Source organism: Pandoraea eparura (assembly GCF_902459725.1).
Lineage (GTDB): Bacteria > Pseudomonadota > Gammaproteobacteria > Burkholderiales > Burkholderiaceae > Pandoraea > Pandoraea eparura.
Genome location: NZ_CABPSH010000019.1, coordinates 1 through 20,643 on the forward strand (window position 1 = coordinate 1; position 20,643 = coordinate 20,643).

The 20,643-nt window shown below is 62.3% G+C and carries 17 protein-coding genes; 8 read left to right on the forward strand and 9 right to left on the reverse strand.

Annotated elements, in window-relative coordinates; all coding sequences use genetic code 11:
• The first annotated feature begins 496 nt into the window (after window positions 1–496).
• From PEP31012_RS22665 to PEP31012_RS22680, 4 genes are read left to right on the forward strand one after another with little or no spacing between them, the layout of a single operon-like run.
• Window positions 497–1,921 carry a circularly permuted type 2 ATP-grasp protein gene (locus PEP31012_RS22665; protein ID WP_150591463.1) on the forward strand — a complete coding sequence of 475 codons (1,425 nt, stop codon included), beginning with the start codon at window positions 497–499 and terminating at the stop codon, window positions 1,919–1,921.
• Window positions 1,922–1,966: 45 nt separating this feature from the next.
• Window positions 1,967–2,965 (forward strand): alpha-E domain-containing protein, encoded by a 999-nt coding sequence (locus PEP31012_RS22670; protein WP_150591464.1) that lies wholly within the window; start codon window positions 1,967–1,969, stop codon window positions 2,963–2,965.
• Between the two features lie 4 nt (window positions 2,966–2,969).
• The gene (locus PEP31012_RS22675; protein WP_150591465.1) at window positions 2,970–3,776 is read left to right on the forward strand and encodes a transglutaminase family protein; all 807 of its coding nucleotides are present in this window, start codon (window positions 2,970–2,972) and stop codon (window positions 3,774–3,776) included.
• A gap of 50 nt (window positions 3,777–3,826) precedes the next feature.
• Window positions 3,827–4,675, forward strand: a complete 849-nt coding sequence (locus PEP31012_RS22680) for a proteasome-type protease (protein ID WP_150591466.1) — start codon at window positions 3,827–3,829, stop codon at window positions 4,673–4,675.
• Between the two features lie 76 nt (window positions 4,676–4,751).
• Here PEP31012_RS22680 and PEP31012_RS22685 read toward each other — a convergent pair whose 3' ends face one another.
• The 5 genes from PEP31012_RS22685 to uraH form a co-directional block, all read right to left on the reverse strand.
• Entirely contained in the window at window positions 4,752–6,131 is a 1,380-nt protein-coding gene (locus PEP31012_RS22685) for an MATE family efflux transporter (protein ID WP_150591467.1), read from the reverse strand.
• Between the two features lie 535 nt (window positions 6,132–6,666).
• Complete coding sequence (locus tag PEP31012_RS22690) at window positions 6,667–7,791, reverse strand: nickel/cobalt transporter (protein ID WP_150591468.1); 1,125 nt, start codon at window positions 7,789–7,791, stop codon at window positions 6,667–6,669.
• Window positions 7,785–8,417, reverse strand: a complete 633-nt coding sequence (locus tag PEP31012_RS22695) for a DUF1007 family protein (protein ID WP_150591469.1) — start codon at window positions 8,415–8,417, stop codon at window positions 7,785–7,787. Before PEP31012_RS22695 ends, PEP31012_RS22690 begins: the two co-directional genes overlap by 7 nt.
• A 450-nt stretch (window positions 8,418–8,867) precedes the next feature.
• Window positions 8,868–10,073: a urate hydroxylase PuuD gene (locus PEP31012_RS22700; RefSeq protein WP_150591470.1), complete on the reverse strand. Its 1,206-nt coding sequence runs from the start codon at window positions 10,071–10,073 to the stop codon at window positions 8,868–8,870.
• Between the two features lie 42 nt (window positions 10,074–10,115).
• Entirely contained in the window at window positions 10,116–10,466 is a 351-nt protein-coding gene (uraH, locus tag PEP31012_RS22705; protein WP_150591471.1) for a hydroxyisourate hydrolase, read from the reverse strand.
• A gap of 441 nt (window positions 10,467–10,907) precedes the next feature.
• On the opposite strand from uraH, the gene PEP31012_RS22710 reads away from it, so the two are divergent.
• Window positions 10,908–12,269, forward strand: a complete 1,362-nt coding sequence (locus tag PEP31012_RS22710; RefSeq protein WP_281355553.1) for a nucleobase:cation symporter-2 family protein — start codon at window positions 10,908–10,910, stop codon at window positions 12,267–12,269.
• Window positions 12,269–13,627: an 8-oxoguanine deaminase gene (locus PEP31012_RS22715; RefSeq protein ID WP_150591473.1), complete on the forward strand. Its 1,359-nt coding sequence runs from the start codon at window positions 12,269–12,271 to the stop codon at window positions 13,625–13,627. The genes PEP31012_RS22710 and PEP31012_RS22715 overlap by 1 nt, the downstream gene beginning before the upstream one ends.
• 200 nt (window positions 13,628–13,827) lie before the next feature.
• Here PEP31012_RS22715 and PEP31012_RS22720 read toward each other — a convergent pair whose 3' ends face one another.
• Both PEP31012_RS22720 and PEP31012_RS22725 read right to left on the reverse strand, forming a co-directional pair.
• Window positions 13,828–14,766, reverse strand: coding sequence for a LysR substrate-binding domain-containing protein (locus PEP31012_RS22720; protein ID WP_150591474.1), 939 nt, complete (start codon window positions 14,764–14,766; stop codon window positions 13,828–13,830).
• Between the two features lie 97 nt (window positions 14,767–14,863).
• Window positions 14,864–15,394, reverse strand: coding sequence for a cupin domain-containing protein (locus tag PEP31012_RS22725; protein ID WP_217427160.1), 531 nt, complete (start codon window positions 15,392–15,394; stop codon window positions 14,864–14,866).
• A 378-nt stretch (window positions 15,395–15,772) separates the two neighbouring features.
• Between PEP31012_RS22725 and PEP31012_RS22730 the strand changes: the two genes are divergently transcribed.
• Window positions 15,773–17,368, forward strand: coding sequence for an ABC-F family ATPase (locus tag PEP31012_RS22730; protein ID WP_150591475.1), 1,596 nt, complete (start codon window positions 15,773–15,775; stop codon window positions 17,366–17,368).
• Window positions 17,369–17,548: 180 nt separating this feature from the next.
• Window positions 17,549–18,982 (forward strand): aldehyde dehydrogenase family protein, encoded by a 1,434-nt coding sequence (locus PEP31012_RS22735; RefSeq protein WP_150591476.1) that lies wholly within the window; start codon window positions 17,549–17,551, stop codon window positions 18,980–18,982.
• On the opposite strand, the gene PEP31012_RS22740 is transcribed toward PEP31012_RS22735, so the two are convergent.
• Together PEP31012_RS22740 and PEP31012_RS22745 are read right to left on the reverse strand one after the other, a co-directional pair.
• Window positions 18,963–19,178 (reverse strand): DUF1289 domain-containing protein, encoded by a 216-nt coding sequence (locus tag PEP31012_RS22740; RefSeq protein ID WP_150591477.1) that lies wholly within the window; start codon window positions 19,176–19,178, stop codon window positions 18,963–18,965. The two genes, PEP31012_RS22735 and PEP31012_RS22740, sit on opposite strands and share 20 nt — an antisense overlap.
• Window positions 19,179–19,334: 156 nt before the next feature.
• Window positions 19,335–20,639, reverse strand: a complete 1,305-nt coding sequence (locus PEP31012_RS22745; protein WP_150591478.1) for a phospholipase A — start codon at window positions 20,637–20,639, stop codon at window positions 19,335–19,337.
• Window positions 20,640–20,643: the final 4 nt, after the last annotated feature.

A 20,643-nucleotide genomic window follows, 5' to 3' on the forward strand; every position in this document is an offset into this window, starting at 1 on the left:
TTCTGCAGCGAGTTGGGTCTATGTTTGAGAGGCGGAAAGGGGCCCCGGTCCGTCCAGGGGGGAGGTGTTGAGGGGGGCGGATACGCCTAGAGGGGGTGTTGAGGGGGCTGATAACTTTAGGGGGGGTGAGGTGGGCTGATAACTCTGGGGGGTGTGTTGAGGGAGCCGATAACTCTGGGGTGTGTTGAGGGAGTCGATAACTCTGGGGTGTGTTGAGGGAGTCGATAACTCTGGGGTGTGTGGGGGTGTCGATAACTCTGGGGTGTGTTGAGGGAGCCGATAACTCTGGGGGGTGTTGAAGTGCGGGACTGCAGAGGCTGCGTCCGAGAGATAAACTAAGCCCCAACACTTGGCGAAAACCCAACTCCTATACTAAGAATCACCAGCATGGTGCGGAATGGCGGGAGAGGTGCACGGAAATCGTGCGATAGGGATAAAAAAACAGCTCGGGCATGGATATTGCTCGATCTCGACACAGCAATCTGCGGAGAAGCGTATGGTCGAGAGCTACAACGAGATGGCGAGCACCACGGGTGCGACGCGGGCGCATTACCGTCGGTTTGACGATTGGCTGAAGTGCCAGTCCGACGATATCTTGCACCACAAGCGGGCCGAGGCTGATTTGGCATTCCGGCGCGTGGGGATCACATTTGCTGTGTATGGCAACGACGCGGGCACAGAGCGCTTGATCCCATTCGACCTGATCCCAAGAATCATTCCGGCGCACGAATGGCAGACTTTACAGACCGGATTACGTCAGCGTGTGGAGGCGTTAAACCGGTTCGTACATGACGTCTACCATGAGCAGGACATCCTGCGCGCTGGGGTCATCCCGGCTGAGCAGGTCTTAAAGAATGCGCAATATCGTCCTGAGATGCAGGGCGTTGACGTGCCGGGCGACATCTACGCCCATATTGCGGGCGTGGACGTCGTGCGTGCCGGGGCGGGCGATGATGGCGTGTTCTATGTGCTCGAGGACAACCTGAGAGTGCCGTCCGGCGTGTCGTACATGTTGGAAAACCGCAAAATGATGATGCGGTTATTCCCTGAACTGTTCGCGCGAAACCGCATTGCGCCAGTCGAGCATTATCCGGACCTTCTGCTTGACAGTCTGCGCGCCGTGGCGCCTGTGGGGGTCGATGACCCCACCGTCGTCGTCATGACCCCGGGCATCTACAACTCCGCCTACTTCGAGCATGCCTTTCTGGCGCAACAGATGGGCATCGAGCTGGTCGAGGGACAGGACTTGTTCGTCGAAGACAACCTCGTCTACATGCGAACCACCAATGGTCCGAAGCGCGTCGACGTCATCTATCGCAGAATCGACGACGACTTTCTGGATCCCTTGGCCTTCCGCGCCGATTCCACCTTGGGCGTGCCCGGATTGCTCAGCGTCTACCGGGCGGGACGCGTCACCTTGGCCAATGCCATCGGCACCGGCGTTGCCGACGACAAATCCATCTACCCGTTCGTGCCCGACATGATCGAGTTTTATTTGGGTGAGAAGCCCATCCTCAACAACGTTCCGACCTACCAATGCCGTCGAGCGGACGATCTCGCCTACACCCTCGACAACCTTGGCGAACTCGTCGTCAAAGAAGTCCATGGTGCCGGAGGCTACGGCATGCTCGTGGGCCCCGCGTCCACCCGCGCCGAAATCGAGGCATTCCGGCAACGGCTCATCGCCAAACCCGACGGCTATATCGCCCAGCCGACGCTCGCACTGTCCGCGTGCCCCACCTTCGTCGATGCCGGCATTGCGCCTCGACACATCGACCTGCGTCCCTTCGTGCTGTCCTCCGGCAAAGGCGTCACCATGGTGCCGGGCGGCCTGACCCGCGTTGCGCTCACCGAAGGCTCACTCGTCGTCAACTCCTCCCAGGGCGGGGGGACAAAAGACACCTGGGTGCTCGAAAAATAACCTGCGTTCGCCGGAAACGACAAAAAATTCTATCGGGAAGCCATCATGCTCAGCCGTACCGCCGATCACCTGTTCTGGATGGCTCGCTACATGGAGCGGGCCGAAAACACCGCTCGCCTGCTCGACGTCAACCTGCAAAACCTGCTGCTGCCGCAAGACGCCATCGATGACGAAGACGATGCCGACAGCGCCCGTGCGCATGCCAGCACCTTCAACGACGAGGCCGGCTGGCGCGCCACCTTGCGCATCTCCGAACTCGAGCCGGCGTTCAATCGCAAACATGCGCGCGCCACGCGTGCCAATGTCCTCGACTTCGTTGTGCGCGACCGCGATAACCCGTCGAGCATCGCCTGCTGCCTGGAAGCAGCACGCGAAAACGCGCGCGCCGTGCGAGGTACGCTCACCACAGAACTATGGGAAACCGTCAACAGCACCTGGCTCGAATTTCCCCGCATGCTCGACCTGCTCGAGCGTGATCCAGCTCACCTGTTCGAATGGGTCAAAGTGCGCTCGCACCTCTCACGCGGCGTCAGCTTCGGCACCTTGTTCCAGGACGATGCCTTCTACTTCACCCGCCTGGGCCTCTTCCTCGAACGCGCCGACAACACCGCGCGAATTCTCGACGTGCGCTTCCACGAAGCCGTGCGAGCCGACCGGGCGGGCCCGGACGCGTCCCATCCCACCGACTTCTACTACTGGTCCGCCGTGCTGCGCAGCGTGTCCGGCTTCGAGATCTACCGCAAAGTCTACCGCGACGTGATCACCCCCGAGCGTGTCGTCGAACTGCTCATGCTCAACGCACACATGCCGCGCTCCCTGCTTGCATCGCTCAACGGCGTTTGCGAAAATCTTGCCACCCTGTCCAATGCCCAGTCGGGGGACGTTGAGCGATACGCGGGAAAATTACAAGCCGAACTCAAGTACACCGATATCCAGCAAATCCAGCAACAAGGCCTGCACCCCGTCCTGACTGAATTCCTCGAGCGCGTCTCCTTGCTCGGCAACAAGATCAGCCAGACCTTCCTGATCCCGCTCGCCGCCTGATGCCATGCGCCTGACCATTCGTCACGAGACCACCTACCGCTACGACACGCCGGTGCGATACACCATCCAGCAACTGCGGCTCACGCCTGCGGCGTCAGACGTGCAGCGTATCGTGCACTGGCGGTTGGTCGCGCCCGGCAAACTCACCCCCGCGCGCGACGCCTTCGGGAACGACATGCACACCCTCGTGCTGCACCAGCCGCACAGCGAAATCCGCCTCACCGCCGAAGGTGAGGTCGATACCACACCGCTCATGGACGGACGGCTAGGCGAGACCAACCACGCCGTACCGGTGTTATCCTTCGCCAGCCCGACGCCGCTCACCGGCCGCAGCGACGCCATCGACGCACTTGCCGCCGCCGCCGGTGTCACCTCGCCGGGCGACCTGCTGGCGCTCGCGGCCACCATCTGCGAACATGTCGACTACGCATCCGGTATTACCGCCGTGACCAGTACCGCCGCGCAGGCGCTGGCGCTCGGACGCGGTGTTTGCCAGGATCACGCGCACCTGATGCTCGCCGTTTGCCGAGCACGGGGCGTGCCCGCGCGATACGTCAGCGGATACCTCGATCCCGGCGACGTCCCGCATGCGGCCAGCCACGCGTGGGTTGACGTATGGATTGATGGGGCGGGGTGGGTCAGTATCGATGTCACGCATGCCTGCTTCGCCAGCGGCAACTACTGCCGACTGGCCGTCGGACGCGATTATGAATCTGCCGCACCCGTCAGAGGCATGCGCAGCGGCGGGGCGACAGAAGCACTGCACGTATCGGTCAAAGTCGATACCGTGCCGCCCGACCAACAACAATAGCTTTCAGCGTGCCCGGGGCAACATGCCCCGCGCGGCAAGACAGGAACGACATGACGTATTGCGTGGCCATGAAGCTCGATGCCGGGCTCGTCTTTCTCTCCGATACCCGCACCAATGCGGGCGTCGATCACGTGAGCACCTTTCGCAAGATGCTCGTGTTCGAGCGACCGGGCGAGCGCGTGCTCGTGCTGCTCTCGGCGGGTAACCTCGCGCTCACACAGGCAGTACGCCAACAACTCGCCGAGGCCCGAGATACCGAGACGCTGTGGAACGCCAAAACCATGACCGACGTCGCGCGCGTCGTCGGTCAGGCCATTCGTGACGTGTATACCCGCGATGCCAAGGCGCTCGAAGCCTTCGGTGTCGACTTCAATTGCAGCTTCCTGCTCGGCGGGCAAATCGCAGGCGCGCAGAGCCGCCTGTTTCAACTTTACTCGGCGGGTAATTTCATCGAGGCGTCATCCGTCAACCCGTATTTTCAGATCGGCGAATCCAAATACGGCAAGCCGATCATCGATCGACTGGTCACCCCCGCCACCTCGCTCGACGACGGGGCCAAGTGCGCACTCATCTCCATGGATTCCACGCTGCGCTCGAACGTGTCCGTGGGGCTGCCGCTCGACCTGCTCGTCTACGAAGAAGACAGCCTGCGCGTGACGCGCTTCGCGTCGCTCGACGATGAAAACGTCTACTACAAGATGATCCACGACACCTGGGGGGCACGCCTGCGACAGGTGTTCAACGAACTCCCCGAACCGCAATGGGCGACGATCTGCGCAGAAAACGCGCCGGCGTCGCTGCCGCCGCGTGCCGCGCCACCCGAAGGCATGCCCGGCGCGAACGACGCGGCCAACGTGCAGTCGCTCGCGCAAACGTTCTCGCTAAAAATGCCGAGCTGAGCCGTCGCGGCACGACAATGAAAATCGGCGTGACCACAAAGTCACGCCGTGTGCCGGAAAGCCGGATGCCAGGGCCTCAGCGAGACGCTGCCGGCGCCAGCAGCGCTTCGCCGTGGTCACTGCGCCAATACAGCCATACGCTGATCGCAAGCGTCAGCACTTCGGTGATCAACAGCGTGTACCAGATCGCCGTGCCTCCGAACCCGACATTGAGCAGCCAAAGCGTGGCCAACAACAATACCCAGCTTCGTAGCATCGCAATGGCCGCCGAGGGACCCGGCGATTCCACGGCAGTCAGAAAGCCAGCCACGATCAGATTGCCAGCCGCAGGCAAAAACGCCAGCGCGTACCAAAGCACGGCGTGCTCGAGAATCGACCACGCCTGAACGCCTGCCGGCAAGAACAGGAACGTCAGCGGACGAGCGAGTGTGGCCATGGCAATAGCCACCAACACCGAGAAACCCGTCACCGCCATCACGCCAAGCCGGAACGACTCGCGCAACGCGTTCAGATCGCGCGAGCCACGGTAGAAGCTGATCATCGGCTGCATGCTCTGCACGAGTGCGACCATGGTCACCGTGGCACCGAGCGTCATGTATTCCAGAATGGCGTAAGCGGCCAGCCCGGGCTCGCCGAAATTCCACAGAATGACGCGGTTGAACGCAAACACGGTCACCGCCGGGGCGATTGCCCCCAGAAATTCCGAGGCGCCGTTGTACATGACGCGCCAAATATGGACCTCGGCACCTGCGAAAGCCCGCCGTGCAGGCACGACCTGCTTGGCCAGCACGATGTGATAGGCCAGCATCACGCTACTGGAGACCATCATCGACAAACCGGTGGCGAGCGATGCCCCGTACATGCCCATCTCCTTCACGACGATGAACCAATAGTCCAGCGCCACGTTGGCGAGCGCGCCAAGAAACATCGCGTACAGTCCGAAGCGCGCTGCCGGCGCGCCTTCCACACGCAGGAACAGCTCCATCGCGTAAAGACCGTTCGCGAACAGCACAAACCAGCCCCAGCCCGACAGAAAGCCCACTACATGGTGTGTGATTTCGCCCTGTGCGCCGAGCGCGGCAGCGATTTCGTGACGGAAGGAAAGCACCCCGGCGCTCATCGCGATACCGAAGGCGAGCATCACCCAGAGCACCTGCGAGAATGCGCGACGCGCTTCCGCGTCGCGTCCCTCACCCAGCAGGCGGGCAATGAGCGTGGCACCTCCCACACCGATCATGACACTGAATGCATACGGCACATACAGCAGCGGGACAACAAGGTTGAGCGCGGCCAACGCTTGTTCGCCGACATATCGACCGATGAAGATTCCGTCGATCAGCGTGTAGACCGTGTACACCCAGCCAGAAAGAATGGTTGGAATCGCGAGCGACGTAAATTGTTTGAGCAGCGGCGTCTTTGCGCCCTGCGTGGATTGATTGATAGTGGAATGAGACATGGTCCCCCCGATGGCACATTGCCGCGTCGTGTCGGGACGCAGCTCACCGTGGCTTGCACATCGAAACTTCGAGATGGGAGATCGACCGGGCGCGCGCAAGCGATGGCGAGCCCGTCCCGCCCGCAACATCACGCGCAGCCGTGGCGCGCAGACATCGTCAGGCAGTCAGATCGGACGGCGGAAACATTGCCTGGTGCAGATGCACCCAGACAACGCCTTGCCGGGAAGCGGAGAAAAGCAGGAAATTCATGATGTCTGATTCGTGACGCGCCTGCCGTCATCGGCATCGCACCCGTGGTTTGACGTGATGGGAAGGTTGAGCAGGCGCCGCCCTCGCAAGTACGTCACGCCCGGACTGCCGGGCGCGTATTACAGACCTGCGTAGCTGTGCCGAAGTTCCCAAGTGATTGTTTTGTCGAGGAACAGGAGACACGTCGCACGACGGGCACTGATGCTTCTCCATGGCCGGCACCGCACAGTGCCGTGGTGCGCATGGTATCGCCAGAGTCCCGCGCAGGTGCGCGTCACGGGGCGCTCAGGCGAGTCCGGTCAGCTGCCAGCCTGCCAGCAAGGCGAACGTCTGCCACGCGGCGAACAGGGTAATGAAAACTGCGCCCGCGAGCGCGAAGCGCGAGCGAATCGTTTGCAATGCCTGTGTGCGCGCGGCGCTCCGATTGGATACCACCCGATTGATGCCGAGGCTTGCCAGACCGATCGCCAATACAGTCAATGAAACGCCTGCAGCCATGGCAAACGCGGAGAAGACGCCCACCATGAATATGCCATTGGCTAGCGCAGCTATGAGAACGAAGATGGCACCGACACAGGGTCTTACGCCCACCGCCAACCCCGTCATCAAGATCTGACGTGCAATCCAGGCGTTCCCCGTATTCATGTCCACTCGCGCCCAGGGGGTAACGCGGCGGCGTCGCGTCAATTGTCCGCCAAGGTAGTGGCCCTGCTGGGCGCCATGATCGTCGTGCTTGATCCCGAAAAGACCGATGCGGGGTTTGCGGGCGAGCGTGATGCGACCTTCGTCGCAACAATCGCGGCGCGTCACGATTGACCAAACGGTGAAGAGACCCACGCAAAGTAAAGAAAAATAGCTGACCAGCTCAAGCGTCGCCGCTCGCGTCAGCACGCCACCCAGACCCGCATTTGCAATCCAAGCGGCACCGCCAACCAGGGCAATCGCCGAGATTGCTTGCACACACGCGCTCCACGTGCTGAGCGCAACAGCATGGCTCACGCGCGCACGATGGGATAGCAGATAGGCACTCACGACGAGCTTGCCGTGCCCTGGACCGAGCGCATGAAGTACACCATAGCCGAACGACAGAAGCATCAGGATCCAGGCAGCTTGCATGCTCGTGCCGTCCCGCTGCTCGGCGAGCTTGTCCTGGAGCCGGGCATTCAGGCGGCTCTGAAGTGAAATGCTTGCGCTGACCGCCCATCGTACAGGTCCCAGCATGGTGGACTGCGGCTCGGCAGGCGTCTGGGATGTCGGTGTCTGAGCATTCGCTGCGCTTGGTGCTCCGGATGAAGTCCTTCCAAAGACATCGACCGTCTGAGCCCCGACGGTCTGCGTGACGAGGACCAGGAGCCACAGCAATGCAAACACCTTGCGCCGAATTCCGCGATGCAGCAAAACGTTCAACATGCGAGCTCCACTGCGAGCGGATAAACGGCGCCGCCAAATATGGCGTGGTTTTTATCCTCGAAAGGTTTCGCGCGACAGGCCGCCTGGGCGGTCCCGTTGAATACGACGGGTGCTGCGCCTTTCGGCGATGGCTGAAAATCGACAAAAAAAGTTTCATCCCAGATGCCGAGCTGTACCTGCCCGAGCCTCAGGTCCACGGGATCGATGAGTGGCAATTCAAACGAATAGACGATTCGGCCATCGTCAATGGATACCGCGAAATGGCGAGGCGCGCCGAAGGGCGTAGGCTTGCCGTTGACGAAGACGTGTGTGAAGTAGTCGGCGCCCTTGAGCGAGTCGAATGCCTGCTGCTTGAAGATGCTGACGTGCTTCGGCCCGAGGGGGCCGGCTTTGGGCATGTCGCTCAGGTCGCCAACGAGCGCTACCGGAAATCCTCGCGAAAACGTCCACATCTCTTTCACCGCTTCCAACGCCGTGCCGTGCATCAGCGCAACGCTTTCATAGGTGATCCACACATGCGGATGAGCGCTGACCGATCCCGCACAGGCCAAGCTGCTTGCCGCGACAACTGTGCGAAACAAGAGGGGGACGCGCTCGCGAAACGAGTAGATAACGCTGCTGATCATGGACATCCGTCGAAACATGCGCTCGTCATCACAACGATGACGACGGGATAACCGGAGACTGTACCAGCATTTTCTGACGACTAGGTAGCCGCTCCTGCTGCCGGCCGCTTGTCGCCGAATCGTCCGCGGATGTCCTGTTACCGCTTGCCCCGATCTGCGTCGCGGGTGGAACGAAAACCGGATGGCTTGCGCGGATTTCGTGACGGGTTCGGCGCAAATCTCGGCATCGACTGCCCAACGCCTTTCGGTGCAGTCGAATCGGGCAGTAACGGAAGATGCATGAAAACCTGCATCGTCTCGTGCTGTGTAAGAGGGCTGCTCCCCGGTTTCGCCCAACGAGATATGGAGAATCGGGGCGAGACTGGGAATGGGGCTGCGCGGCGCGATGAACGAAAAAAGGGGCGCCGAAGCGCCCCAACATGGGTCCAGCAAGAAAGTCGGTCGCGGCGGCTACTGCTGTGCGCCGCCGTTGAACCATGCGGCGATCTTCTGGCGCTCGGCGTCGGTCATCTGCGTCACATTGCCCAGTGGCATTGCCTTGAGGGCGACAGCCTGCTGATAAATCCGCTGTGCGTTCTGCGAAATCTCAGCCGGCGTGTCGAACATCACCCCCGCCGGTGCGCTGCCCATCATGGTCGGCTTGGCCGAATGACAGGTCGCGCAGCGTTGCGTCAGGATCGGCTGAATTTCCGAGAGTTTCACGCTCGACGCCGCGGCTTCACCATGCGCGCCTGCGGCTGGCGCCGGCGCGGGGCGCGGGGCCGCGAACACGGCAACGCCTGCCAGCAGCGCGGCGCCGGCGACCGGCAGCACGTAAAGATTCTTGCCAGCGTGACGCAGCACGAAGAACTGACGAATCATCGCGCCTGCGGCCATGATGATCGACAGGATTACCCAGTTATGCGGATTGCTGTACGTGAACGCGTAATGGTTGCTGATCATGATGAACACGACCGGCAGCGTGAAATACGTGTTGTGCACCGAGCGTTGCTTGCCCAATTTTCCCCAGATCGGGTTCGGAACCTCGCCCTTCGACAGCGCATCGACGCTCTTGCGCTGCCCCGGAATGATCCAGAAGAACACATTCGCCGACATCGACGTCGCCATCATGGCGCCGACAATCAGGTAGGCTGCGCGACCGGCAAAAATATGCGTCGTGGCATACGTTGCGGCGACCACGAACAGGGCAACGGCAATGCCCAGCACCCGTTCGTTCTTGCCCAGCATGCGGCACAGGAAGTCATAGACGAACCAGCCGCCGATGAGGAACGCCACCGCGAGGCCCACGGCCTGCCCCGGTTGCAGATCCATCACGGTCTTGTCGATCAGATACGTCTGCGGCTGCAGCAGATACAGCGCGCAGAACAGGCCAAAGCCCGACAGCCACGTCGTGTACGACTTCCACTTCGACCAGTGCAGGTCTTCCGGCATCTGCGGCGGCGAGTTCAGGTACTTCTGGGCGTGGTAGAAACCGCCGCCGTGTACCGACCACATCTCGCCGAACACACCCTTTTGCTTGTCCTCGGCCGCCTTGGGCGGCTTCAGACCATTGTCCAGCATCACGAAATAGAACGACTCGCCAATCCAGGCAATGGCTGCCACCACATGCAGCCAGCGCAGCAACAGATTGACCCAGTCGGTAATAAACGCTTCCATCTTATGTTCTCCTCAACTGCCTGACGTTCACGCTCGCGCCGATCAACTGCCGCGATACGTGGAATAGCTCCACGGCGACACCAGAAGGGGCACGTGGTAATGCTGGGAAGGCTCGGCCACGCCGAAACGCAGCACAACGCGATCCACGAAGCGCGGCGACGGCACCTCCACGCCTTGCGCGGCGAAATAGTCGCCCGCATGGAACATGAGTTCGTATTCGCCCGCGACGAACGTTTCGCCTTCAAGCAGCGGGGTGTCGCATCGCCCGTCGTCATTCGTCTGCACGTCGCGCAGCAAGCGGCGCTCGCCGTCCACGCGCCACAGTTCAACACGGATGCCCGCGCCTGGCTTGCCGTGCGATGTATCAAGTACGTGGGTAGTCAGTCGTCCCATGATGTCTCCTTTGATGGATGGGTGCATTGTAGGGAGATGGCGGCCAGGCAACGCGCGCAATACCAAAGATAAAAACGCGCACATACCACGTCACGCCAGCGATAAACATGACCGTCATCAAGGCGTCGCGTCGAGGTACTCAGCCTGCGCCGCATGCCCCGCGCCGAGGATTTTTGGGATCACTATTTGTTTCTGTTATCCACGGTATAACACTGGCCATATGACGCGTTGCCGCCATGGGGCGTGCATCGCCCGGAAAGCCCAATGGCGACGTGCGTGCCTCGGGAAAACCCGAGCGGCAAGATCAGCATTCAGGCATACGCTCCATGAAAAAAACACTATAGCCCCGGACGGTCTTGTCGCAAAAGGCGTCGACCTGCACCATTGAGTCACCCAAAAATAGCAATCAAACAGCCCCCCTGGGACGGAGACGCAATGAGTGTGACAACCAACACCGTGGATCCGGTCGACGAGCGACTGCCGATCGGAAAACTGTTCATGCTGGGCCTGCAACACGTGCTCGTGATGTATGCGGGAGCGGTCGCCGTGCCGCTCATCATCGGCGGCGCCCTTGGCTTGCCCAAGGACCAGATCGCCTTTCTCATTTCCGCAGACCTGATGTGCTGCGGCATTGCCACGCTCATCCAGAGTGTGGGCGTGGGGCGTTTCGGCATTCGCATGCCGGTCGTCATGGCCGTCACGTTCGCGGCGGTCGGTCCGATGCTCGCGATCGGCACCAATCCATCGCTCGGGTTGCCCGGCATCTTCGGGGCGACCCTTGCCGCCGGCATTATCGGCACGCTGCTCGCGCCGGCCGTCGGCAAGCTGCTGCGCTTCTTCCCGCCCATCGTCACCGGCATTGTGATCACGTCCATCGGTCTGACCATCATCGGCGTGGGCATCAACTGGGCGGCGGGCGGCGTCGGCAACCCCGATTACGGCGACCCTGTCTACCTGGGGGTGTCGTTCGCGGTGCTCATCTTCATCTTGTTGATCACGCGCTTCGTGAAGGGCTTCTTCTCGAACATCGCCGTGCTGCTCGGCATTCTGTTCGGCTTCGCCATCGCGCTGATGCTCCACAAAGTCAATTTCGACGGCCTGGATCAGGTGAAGTGGTTCGACGTCGTGCTGCCGTTCCATTTCGGCATGCCGGTGTTCGATCCGTGGGCCATTTTGACGCTCACCATCGTCATGCTGATCACGTTCATCGAATCGACGGGCATGTTCCTGGCGCTGGGCGAGATCGTGGGCAAGCCGGTCGACGAGAAGGCGCTGGTGGCCGGTCTGCGTGTCGACGGTCTGGCCACGGTGATCGGCGGGCTGTTCAATACGTTCCCGCATACGTCGTTCTCGCAGAACATCGGCCTCGTTGGCGTGACCGGCGTGAAAAGCCGCTGGGTGTGCGTGGCGGCGGGCGTCATCCTGCTTGTCTTTGGCTTCATTCCGAAAATGTCGGTGGTCGTGGCCTCGATTCCGCAGTTCGTGCTGGGCGGCGCGGGGGTGGTCATGTTCGGCATGGTGCTCGCCACGGGCATCAAGATCCTGTCCAAGGTCGACTATTCGCACAACCGCTACAACCTGTACATTGTGGCCATCAGCATCGGCATGGCGATGATTCCGGTCGCGTCGAACAAATTCTTCGCGAAGATGCCGGAACAACTCGCGCCGTTGCTCCACAGTGGGATTCTCCTGGCCACGCTCTCGGCGGTGATCCTGAACGCCTATTTCAATGGCCTCAAAGCGCCGGCCGCCAATGGCCATGGCGAGTCGCAAGGGGCAGGCATGGGACTGGAGGCGCATTGATGAAAACGCTGCTTGTCACGAATGCCGATGTGCTGGTCACGATGGACGCGGGCCGCCGCGAAATTGCCCGAGGCGGCCTGTACATCGAGGACAACCGGATCGTCGCCGTTGGCACCCGCGATCGGCTGCCGGACACGGCCGACGAGGTGCTCGATCTGACCGGGCACGTCGTCGTTCCCGGCCTGGTCAACACGCACCACCACATGTACCAGAGCCTCACGCGTGCCATTCCGGTCGCGCAGGACGGCGAACTGTTCAATTGGCTGACGAATCTATACCCGGTGTGGGCAAACCTGACGCCGGAAATGATCCGCGTTTCTACCCAGACGGCGATGGCCGAATTGCTGCTCTCGGGCTGCACGACGTCGAGCGACCATCTCTATCTCTACCCGAATGGCTGCAAGCTCGACGATAGCATCGAAGCGGCTGCCGAGATCGGTATGCGGTTTCACGCCAGCCGGGGCAGCATGAGCGTCGGGCAGAGCCAGGGCGGACTGCCGCCCGATCGTGTCGTCGAGCGTGAAGACGACATTCTCAACGACACACAGCGCCTCATCGAGGCGTATCACGACCCAGGCCGCTATGCGATGCTGCGCGTGGTCGTGGCGCCGTGCTCGCCGTTCTCCGTGAGCCGCGACCTGATGCGCGAGTCGGCGACGATGGCGCGTCACTATGGGGTGTCGATGCACACCCATCTGGCGGAGAATGTCAACGACGTTGCCTACAGCCGTGAGATGTTCGGCATGACGCCCGCCGAATATGCACAGGATCTGGGTTGGGTTGGCCACGACGTCTGGCATGCCCACTGCGTGCAGCTCGACGATGCGGGTATCGCACTGTTCGCCAAGACCGGCACCGGCGTGGCGCATTGCCCGTGTTCGAACATGCGGCTCGCGTCGGGCATCGCCCCGATTCGTCGCATGCGCGACGCGGGCGTGCCCGTCGGACTGGGCGTGGATGGCTCCGCGTCGAACGACGCGGCCAACATGATCGGCGAGGCCCGTCAGGCGTTGCTGCTTCAGCGCGTCGGGTTCGGCCCGAGCGCGATGACCGCGCGTGAAGCCCTGGAAATTGCGACGGTGGGCGGGGCGCGCGTGCTTGGCCGCGACGACATTGGCGTGCTCGCGCCTGGCATGGCGGCGGACTTCGTGGCGTTCGACACGCGCGGTATCGGCATGGCGGGCGGCTTGCACGATCCGGTGGCGGCGCTGGTTTTTTGTAATCCTGGACACGCCGCATACAGCGTGGTGAACGGGCGCGTGGTGGTGCGCGAAGGGCGTCTGGCGACGCTCGACCTGCCGTCGCTCGTCATGCGTCACAACGCGCTGGCGCGGCAACTGGCCGAGGCGTCTCGTTAAGGCCGTGCCGCACCCGCCGCATATTCATGGTGTGCGGCCCGGGTGCGGCAACGGGCTGGCGGGGCGTCGGGGGTGGTGTGCCTGAACTCTGGGCACGCCGCTGTGCGGTTCGGCGGAGCGGTGGGGGCCGCTCCGCCGGTAAAAACCGCGCGGGGACCCCGGTACGAACCCATGACGCGGGTGATGTCGGGAAGGACTGCTCAGGCCTGCGGGCGCATCTCGAGCAAGGTCCGAGTGGCGTCGGATATGACGCTGCGCAACCAGCGCACTTCATCCGAATAGTGTGTGCGCTCGTGCCACAACTGGTAGTACTGCATCGGCGGGAAGTCGATGGGCGCCTCGAGCACGGTGAGCGGCAGAAACTCGGCGTAATAGTCGGCAAACAGGCGCGTCGTGGTGAAGATCAGATCCGATTTCAGCAGGACGTAAGGCGCCAGATTGAAATACGGAATCGTCACGACGACATTGCGCTTCAGGCGCTCGCGCGCGAGGTGCATATCGATGGCACCGCGCTGGGCGACGGAATAGGGCGTCGGGGCGAGATGCGGGCTGGCGAGATACTGGTCGAGCGTGAGGCCGCGTTTGGCGTAGGGATGCGTATTGCGCACCAGGCAAACGATCTGGTCGACGAAAAGGTTCGAGAGGTGAAGCTGTTCGGGCGGCTCGGGCCAATTGCCGATCACGATGTCGACCTTGCCGTCTTCTAGGGCGTGCTCATAGTCGAAGGCGGGGCCCAGCGAATGCAGTTCGAGCTGTGCGTTGGGCGCCTGTTGGCGAAATCGCTCGACGACCGTCGGAACGAACAGCGTGTTCAGATAGTCGGGCGAGCCGATGCGGAACGTGCGTACCGTCGTCGCTGGATCGAAATTCGATTGCTGCACCGTGATGCGCTCGATTTCGCGCAGCGCGTTCTGTGTCGGCTCCAGCAACGACTGACCGTACTCCGTGGGCACCATGCCCGATTTGCCGCGCACCAGCAACGGATCGCCGGTGATGTCGCGCAAGCGCCGCAGGGCCGCGCTGATCGCCGGCTGCGACTGGTTCAGCTTGACGGCCGCGCGCGTCACACTGCGCTCGATCAACAAGGTGTGAAGGACGCGCAGCAAATAAGTGTCAATCGGTTCGCGGTTCTGGCTCATGAGGAATATAACAATCCGAATATGTCGGACCGTGGAATGCATAAGTGATTCATTATGAAGCAGAACACGCGTACCGCTCTATAGCGGAAAGTCCCTATCACCCGGGGACGTCCAACGCGATGCTGTCCGCGTCGGGTGCCGGTACCGACAGCGGCTGCTGCGCGGTACCCGCATAGAAGACCAGCAGTTCGACGCCAGCGTCGCCCGTGCGGCCCCGGTGCGGCACATCGACCAGCTCCATGATCGTCTGCCCGGCAGTAAAGGTGCGTTGCGTGCCGTTATCGGCGCGCTCGACCGTCAACTGACCGGAGCGCACGTAGCCAATGGCCGGCATCGGGTGGACGTGCCAGTCCAGTTGCGTGTTCGGGGCAATGGAGAGGCGCACGAGCGTGGGGGCCGGAACGCCGCTCGGGTACGCCGTGTAGCCGGTCTGATCCCATGCAGCGGTGGATTTGACGAGGGTTTCGGCGCTCACGCCCGACAGGCTGGCCTCGGCGGCGGACAGCGGCGCGGTGGCCAGCAGCGGCGTGGCACTCAGGAGCGTAAGGAACTTACGGAACGTACGGAACGGGCGAAGGCGCATACGCTGGGCACGTGCGGTGGTCATCGGCAAGCAGATTGAGGTCATGGCTGGGATGCAGGTGTCGGTGAGGGCAGCGGAATCGCCGGGGCGAGTCGACAGGGATACGGGAAATCGAAAAGTGAAAATGACGGTCGCTCCGACGTTCTTGGCCCCGTTGATCGGCGCGTGGGCGTGACAGGCTTGCGCGGGATACCAACCCCGCGGGGAATTGCGCACGGGCATAGGTACGGGCATGCGCGCCGATTCACGAGACTCCCGGCAGCGTAAGGCCGGCGACACCTCATCCGCCCGTGCGTACGCCATATTTCGGATGCTTCACAAGCGCTCGGGTCGGCCGAGGGCGCGCGTCATGCATCGGTGTTAAAATGTCAGGTTTCGTGGCGCAATTTCTCGCTGCCGCACTTCATCTCCCGGATACCACCTGTGCTGTCTACTGCCAATATCACGATGCAATTCGGCGCGAAGCCGCTCTTCGAGAACATCTCCGTCAAGTTTGGCGGGGGCAACCGTTATGGCCTGATCGGCGCCAACGGCTGTGGCAAGTCGACGTTCATGAAGATCCTGGGCGGCGATCTGGAGCCGAGCGCCGGCAACGTTATGCTGGAGCCGAACGTTCGCCTGGGCAAGCTCAAGCAGGACCAGTTCGCGTATGAAGACATGCGTGTGCTCGACGTGGTGATGATGGGCCACACCGAGATGTGGGCGGCGATGAGCGAGCGCGATGCCATCTACGCCAATCCGGAGGCGACGGACGACGACTATATGCACGCCGCCGAACTCGAGGCGAAGTTTGCCGAGTACGATGGGTACACGGCCGAAGCGCGTGCGGGCGAGCTGTTGCTGGGCGTGGGGATTCCCATCGATCAGCATCAGGGCCCGATGAGCAATGTTGCACCGGGCTGGAAACTGCGTGTGCTGCTCGCCCAGGCGCTGTTCTCGAACCCGGACGTGCTGCTGCTCGACGAACCGACCAACAACCTGGACATCAACACGATCCGCTGGCTGGAAGACGTGCTCAACGAGCGCAACTCCACCATGATCATCATTTCCCACGATCGCCACTTCCTGAACGCCGTGTGCACGCACATGGCCGACATGGATTACGGCACGCTGAAGATCTATCCGGGCAACTACGACGACTACATGCTGGCGTCGGCACAGGCTCGTGAGCGTCAGATGGCGGCGAACACCAAGGCGAAGGAACGCATCACCGATCTGCAGGACTTCGTGCGCCGCTTTTCGGCGAACAAGTCGAAGGCACGTCAGGCGACGAGCCGTCTCAAGCAGATCGACAAGATCAAGGTCGAAGACATCAAGCCTTCATCGCGTCAGAACCCGTTCATTCGTTTCGAATTCGAGAAGAAGCTGCACAACCTGGCCTTCGAATTCGAAGGCATTGCCAAGTCGTACGATCGTCAGATCTTCAGGAATGTCTCGGGCGCGGTGCGTGCGGGCGAACGGGTCGCGATCATCGGCGAGAACGGCGCGGGCAAGACGACACTGCTGCGCAGCCTGATGGCCGAGTTGCCGGTCGACGCGGGCAACGTGAAGTGGGCCGAGAACGCCAATATCGGCTATATGCCGCAAGATACGTCGGAAGCCTTCCCGGAAGACATGTCGCTCACCGACTGGATGACGCAATGGGGCCAGGAAGGTGACGACGATCAGGTGATCCGTGGCTCGCTGGGCCGTCTGCTGTTCGGCGGCGACGATGTGCGCAAGTCGGTACGAGTGCTCTCCGGTGGTGAAAAGGGCCGCATGATCTGGGGCAAGCTGATGCTGGGCCGTCACAACGTGATGATGATGGACGAACCGACCAACCACATGGACATGGAGTCGATCGAGTCGCTGCAGATCGCGCTCGACAAGTACCCTGGCACGCTGGTCTTCGTCTCGCATGACCGGGAATTCGTGTCGGGCCTGGCCACGCGCGTCATCGAAGTGAAGAGCGACGGAACGCTTGTCGACTATCAGGGCACGTACGACGAATACCTGGCGAGCCAGGGCGTGGAAGTCTGATAGACGGACAACCCTCGTTGCGCAAGTGAAAGAACCCGCCTGTTTCGGCGGGTTTTTTATTGGGGGTCATGGCAGACGCCCCGTGTAGGCGTCGGTCGATGTTGTCGCAAGCCTGCGAGCTGCGAGGGCGAGCGGACTACAATGAGCGTTCGTGGGGAACCTCCCCGCAGGAGACATCGCATGATCACGTACGACAAATTTTTCATCGACGGCCAGTGGGTGACGCCGGTGGGGCGCGCAACGCTGGACGTCTTCCATTCGGCCGATGGAAAGCTCATGGGGCGCATTCCCGAGGGGGCAACGGACGATGTGCAGGCGGCAGTTGCCGCCGCGCTCAAGGCGCGGGATCGCTGGGCGGCCACGCCGCCTGCCGAGCGTGCTGTCTATCTGCGCAAGATCGCCACGGGGCTGAAGGCGCGCACCGAAGCGCTCGCGCAGGTCATCACCGGCGAGACCGGCATGCCGATCAAGCTCGCTCGCGCGATTCAGGTGGGCGGACCGGTCTATCACTGGAACCAGTACGCCGAGCTCGCCGAGACGTTCGACTTCGAATCGCGCGTAGGCAATTCGCTGGTGGTGCGCGAACCGGTAGGCGTGGTGGCCGCCATTACCCCGTGGAATTACCCGCTGAATCAGATTACCCTGAAGGTGGCGCCTGCCCTGGCGGCGGGTTGCACGGTTGTGCTCAAACCGTCGGAGGTGGCGCCGTTCAATGCCTTCATCCTGGCTGAGGTGATCGCCGAAGCGGGGCTGCCCCCGGGGGTGTTCAATCTGGTGACGGGGCTCGGGCCGGTGGTTGGCGAGGCGCTGGTGCGGCATCCGGACGTCGACATGGTGTCCTTTACGGGATCGACGCGGGCAGGCAGGCGCGTGTCCGAAGTCGCGTCGCAGACCGTCAAACGGGTCGCATTGGAGCTGGGTGGGAAATCGGCATCGGTCGTGCTCGACGATGCGGATCTTGCTGCGGCGGTCAAGGGCACCCTCAATGCCTGCTATCTGAATTCCGGCCAGACGTGCTCGGCACACACGCGCATGCTCGTGCCCGCGTCGCGCTATGACGAGGTCAAGGCGCTGGCGAAGGATGCGGTGGCGCGCTTCACGCTGGGCGACCCACGCGAGGAAACGACACGTCTCGGGCCGTTGGCATCGGCCGCACAGCGCGAGCGCGTGCGAACCTATATCCGAAAGGGTTTGGCGGAAGGCGCAGAATTGATTGCGGGTGGGGAGGCTGTGCCGGCGGGGTTCGAGGCCGGGTTCTTCGTCCAGCCGACAGTGCTGGGCCGTGTGACGCCGGACGCAACGGTCGCGCAGGAAGAAATTTTCGGTCCGGTGCTCTCGATCATCACGTATCAGGACGAAGCCGATGCGGTGCGTATCGCCAACGACTCGATCTACGGGTTGGGAGGGGGCGTGTGGTCAGGCGACGAGGCGCGTGCGGTGCGGGTGGCGCGTCAGATTCGCACGGGGCAGGTGGACATCAACGGCGGGGAGTTCAACGTGAAGGCGCCATTCGGTGGCTTCAAGCAGTCGGGACACGGGCGGGAGAACGGCGTATACGGCTTTGAGGAGTTTCTCGAATACAAGTCGCTGCAGTTCAGGTCTGCGAAGTCGTAGACCGGGTCTCGCAAAAGCGCATCGCCTTGCCCTCGCCGGTGATGCGCGCCCACACGGCGGCCTTCTCGGCGTCGGTGAGGAACACCCAGTTCGACACTTCTTCGGCGGTGCGGCCGCAGCCCTTGCAGACGTCGTCAAAGAGCGTCGAGCAAATGCCAATGCAGGGGCTGTCGGGGCGGTCGTGCAGTTCGGACATAACGGGGAGCGTGTCGGCCAGCGTCGGCAGGCGCGTTGAAATCAGGCGCCATTATCGCATTGATGGGCGGACCGTCGTTGATTCCCCTACGACCGGGTCGTGGCGGTGGACATGCCGGTGCGTTTCAGGTTGCGCCGGCAATGCCCTCCGGCTGGGTCACCAACGGAACACGCTATATCCGATTCGCACTTGTGACGGCGAATGGCGGTTGTAGTCGAGCATGTCTTCGCCATAGCCGGTGAAGTAGCCGAGCCACAGGTAGCCGCCAGTGCCCGGAATGAGCTTGCCGAGTGGATACGTCACCTGCAGATCCACGCTGCCATAGTTGCGCTTCATGCCCTTGCGCAGCGTTGCGCCGATCTGCCAGCCATTCGGCTTGCCCCACAGGACGAGCAGATCCAGATAGCCGCGGTAGTCCTGGATGTCGCGGTTGTCCTTCTTCTCGACATACGCGTAGAGCTTTGGCGCGACTGTCCAGTGATACTCGGCTGGATTCCCGAACTTGAAGATCGGTTTGACGAAGAGCGTGTTGATGCTGCGCGAATCCGTGCCCGCCTTGCCATTGGACTCGTGTTCGAACCCCGCTGCGAAGCCCAGCGATGAGAACCAACTCGCGCGCGCGCCGGTGTCGGGGACGTAGTAAAAGAGGCTCGGCCGGTAGTTCGAGTCGCGGAAAGGCGCCGATTCGGCTTCCAGGTCCCAGACCGACAACTGGGTGTAGCCGAAGTACAGATTGTCGAGAAAGGCCTTCGATGTCGGGTTGTCCGGCTTGAGAATATGGAACTTGAAGCTGAGCTGGAAGCGCGCGTTGGCGTCGCCGTTCTTGCCGAAGGCGATGTACATCGGCTCGTTCGACGAGATGCGCGCAAATTCGGCATCGCTTGTCGGTGCGATCGCATCGGGGGCGGCGCTGGCGAGTGCGCCAGACGCTGCAGCCGCCGTTGCGGCGGACGCGGACGCGCCGACGGCGGTACCCGGCACCGCACCGCTGCCGTATGGGACCGGGGCGGCGGCGACCATCGGTTCGGCCGGGGCGGCACGATCGAGCACGATCGTCGTGGTCGACGCATCCCAATCGACCGGCTCGATGCGCACCGAGCCGCGCAGCGCCTTCGGAAGCTCGGCAGCGTACGTGATGCGCCGGAACTGGCCGTTCGCGAGCGTCACATGTGCGGGGGCGAGCGCCGCGCGCTTGAGGGCGAGGCGCATGGGTTTGAAGTCGTCGTTCGAGATGCGCACGACAATCTCTGGCGGTAGCGGGATTGTCTCGTGGCCCGGCCCGTCATGCGTGGCCAGCAATGTGAGTTGCAGCGGCGCGTCGCCCGAGAGGGCGCGCGGGGGTTGCAGGAGCGAGAGGTCGGCACGTGCCGCGGTGCTCAGAGTCAGGCAGAGGGCGGCAGCGACGAGTGAGGTGGCGCGCAGCGGCGATGGGGCGAATGCGTTGGGATTCGTCTTGGGCATCGGT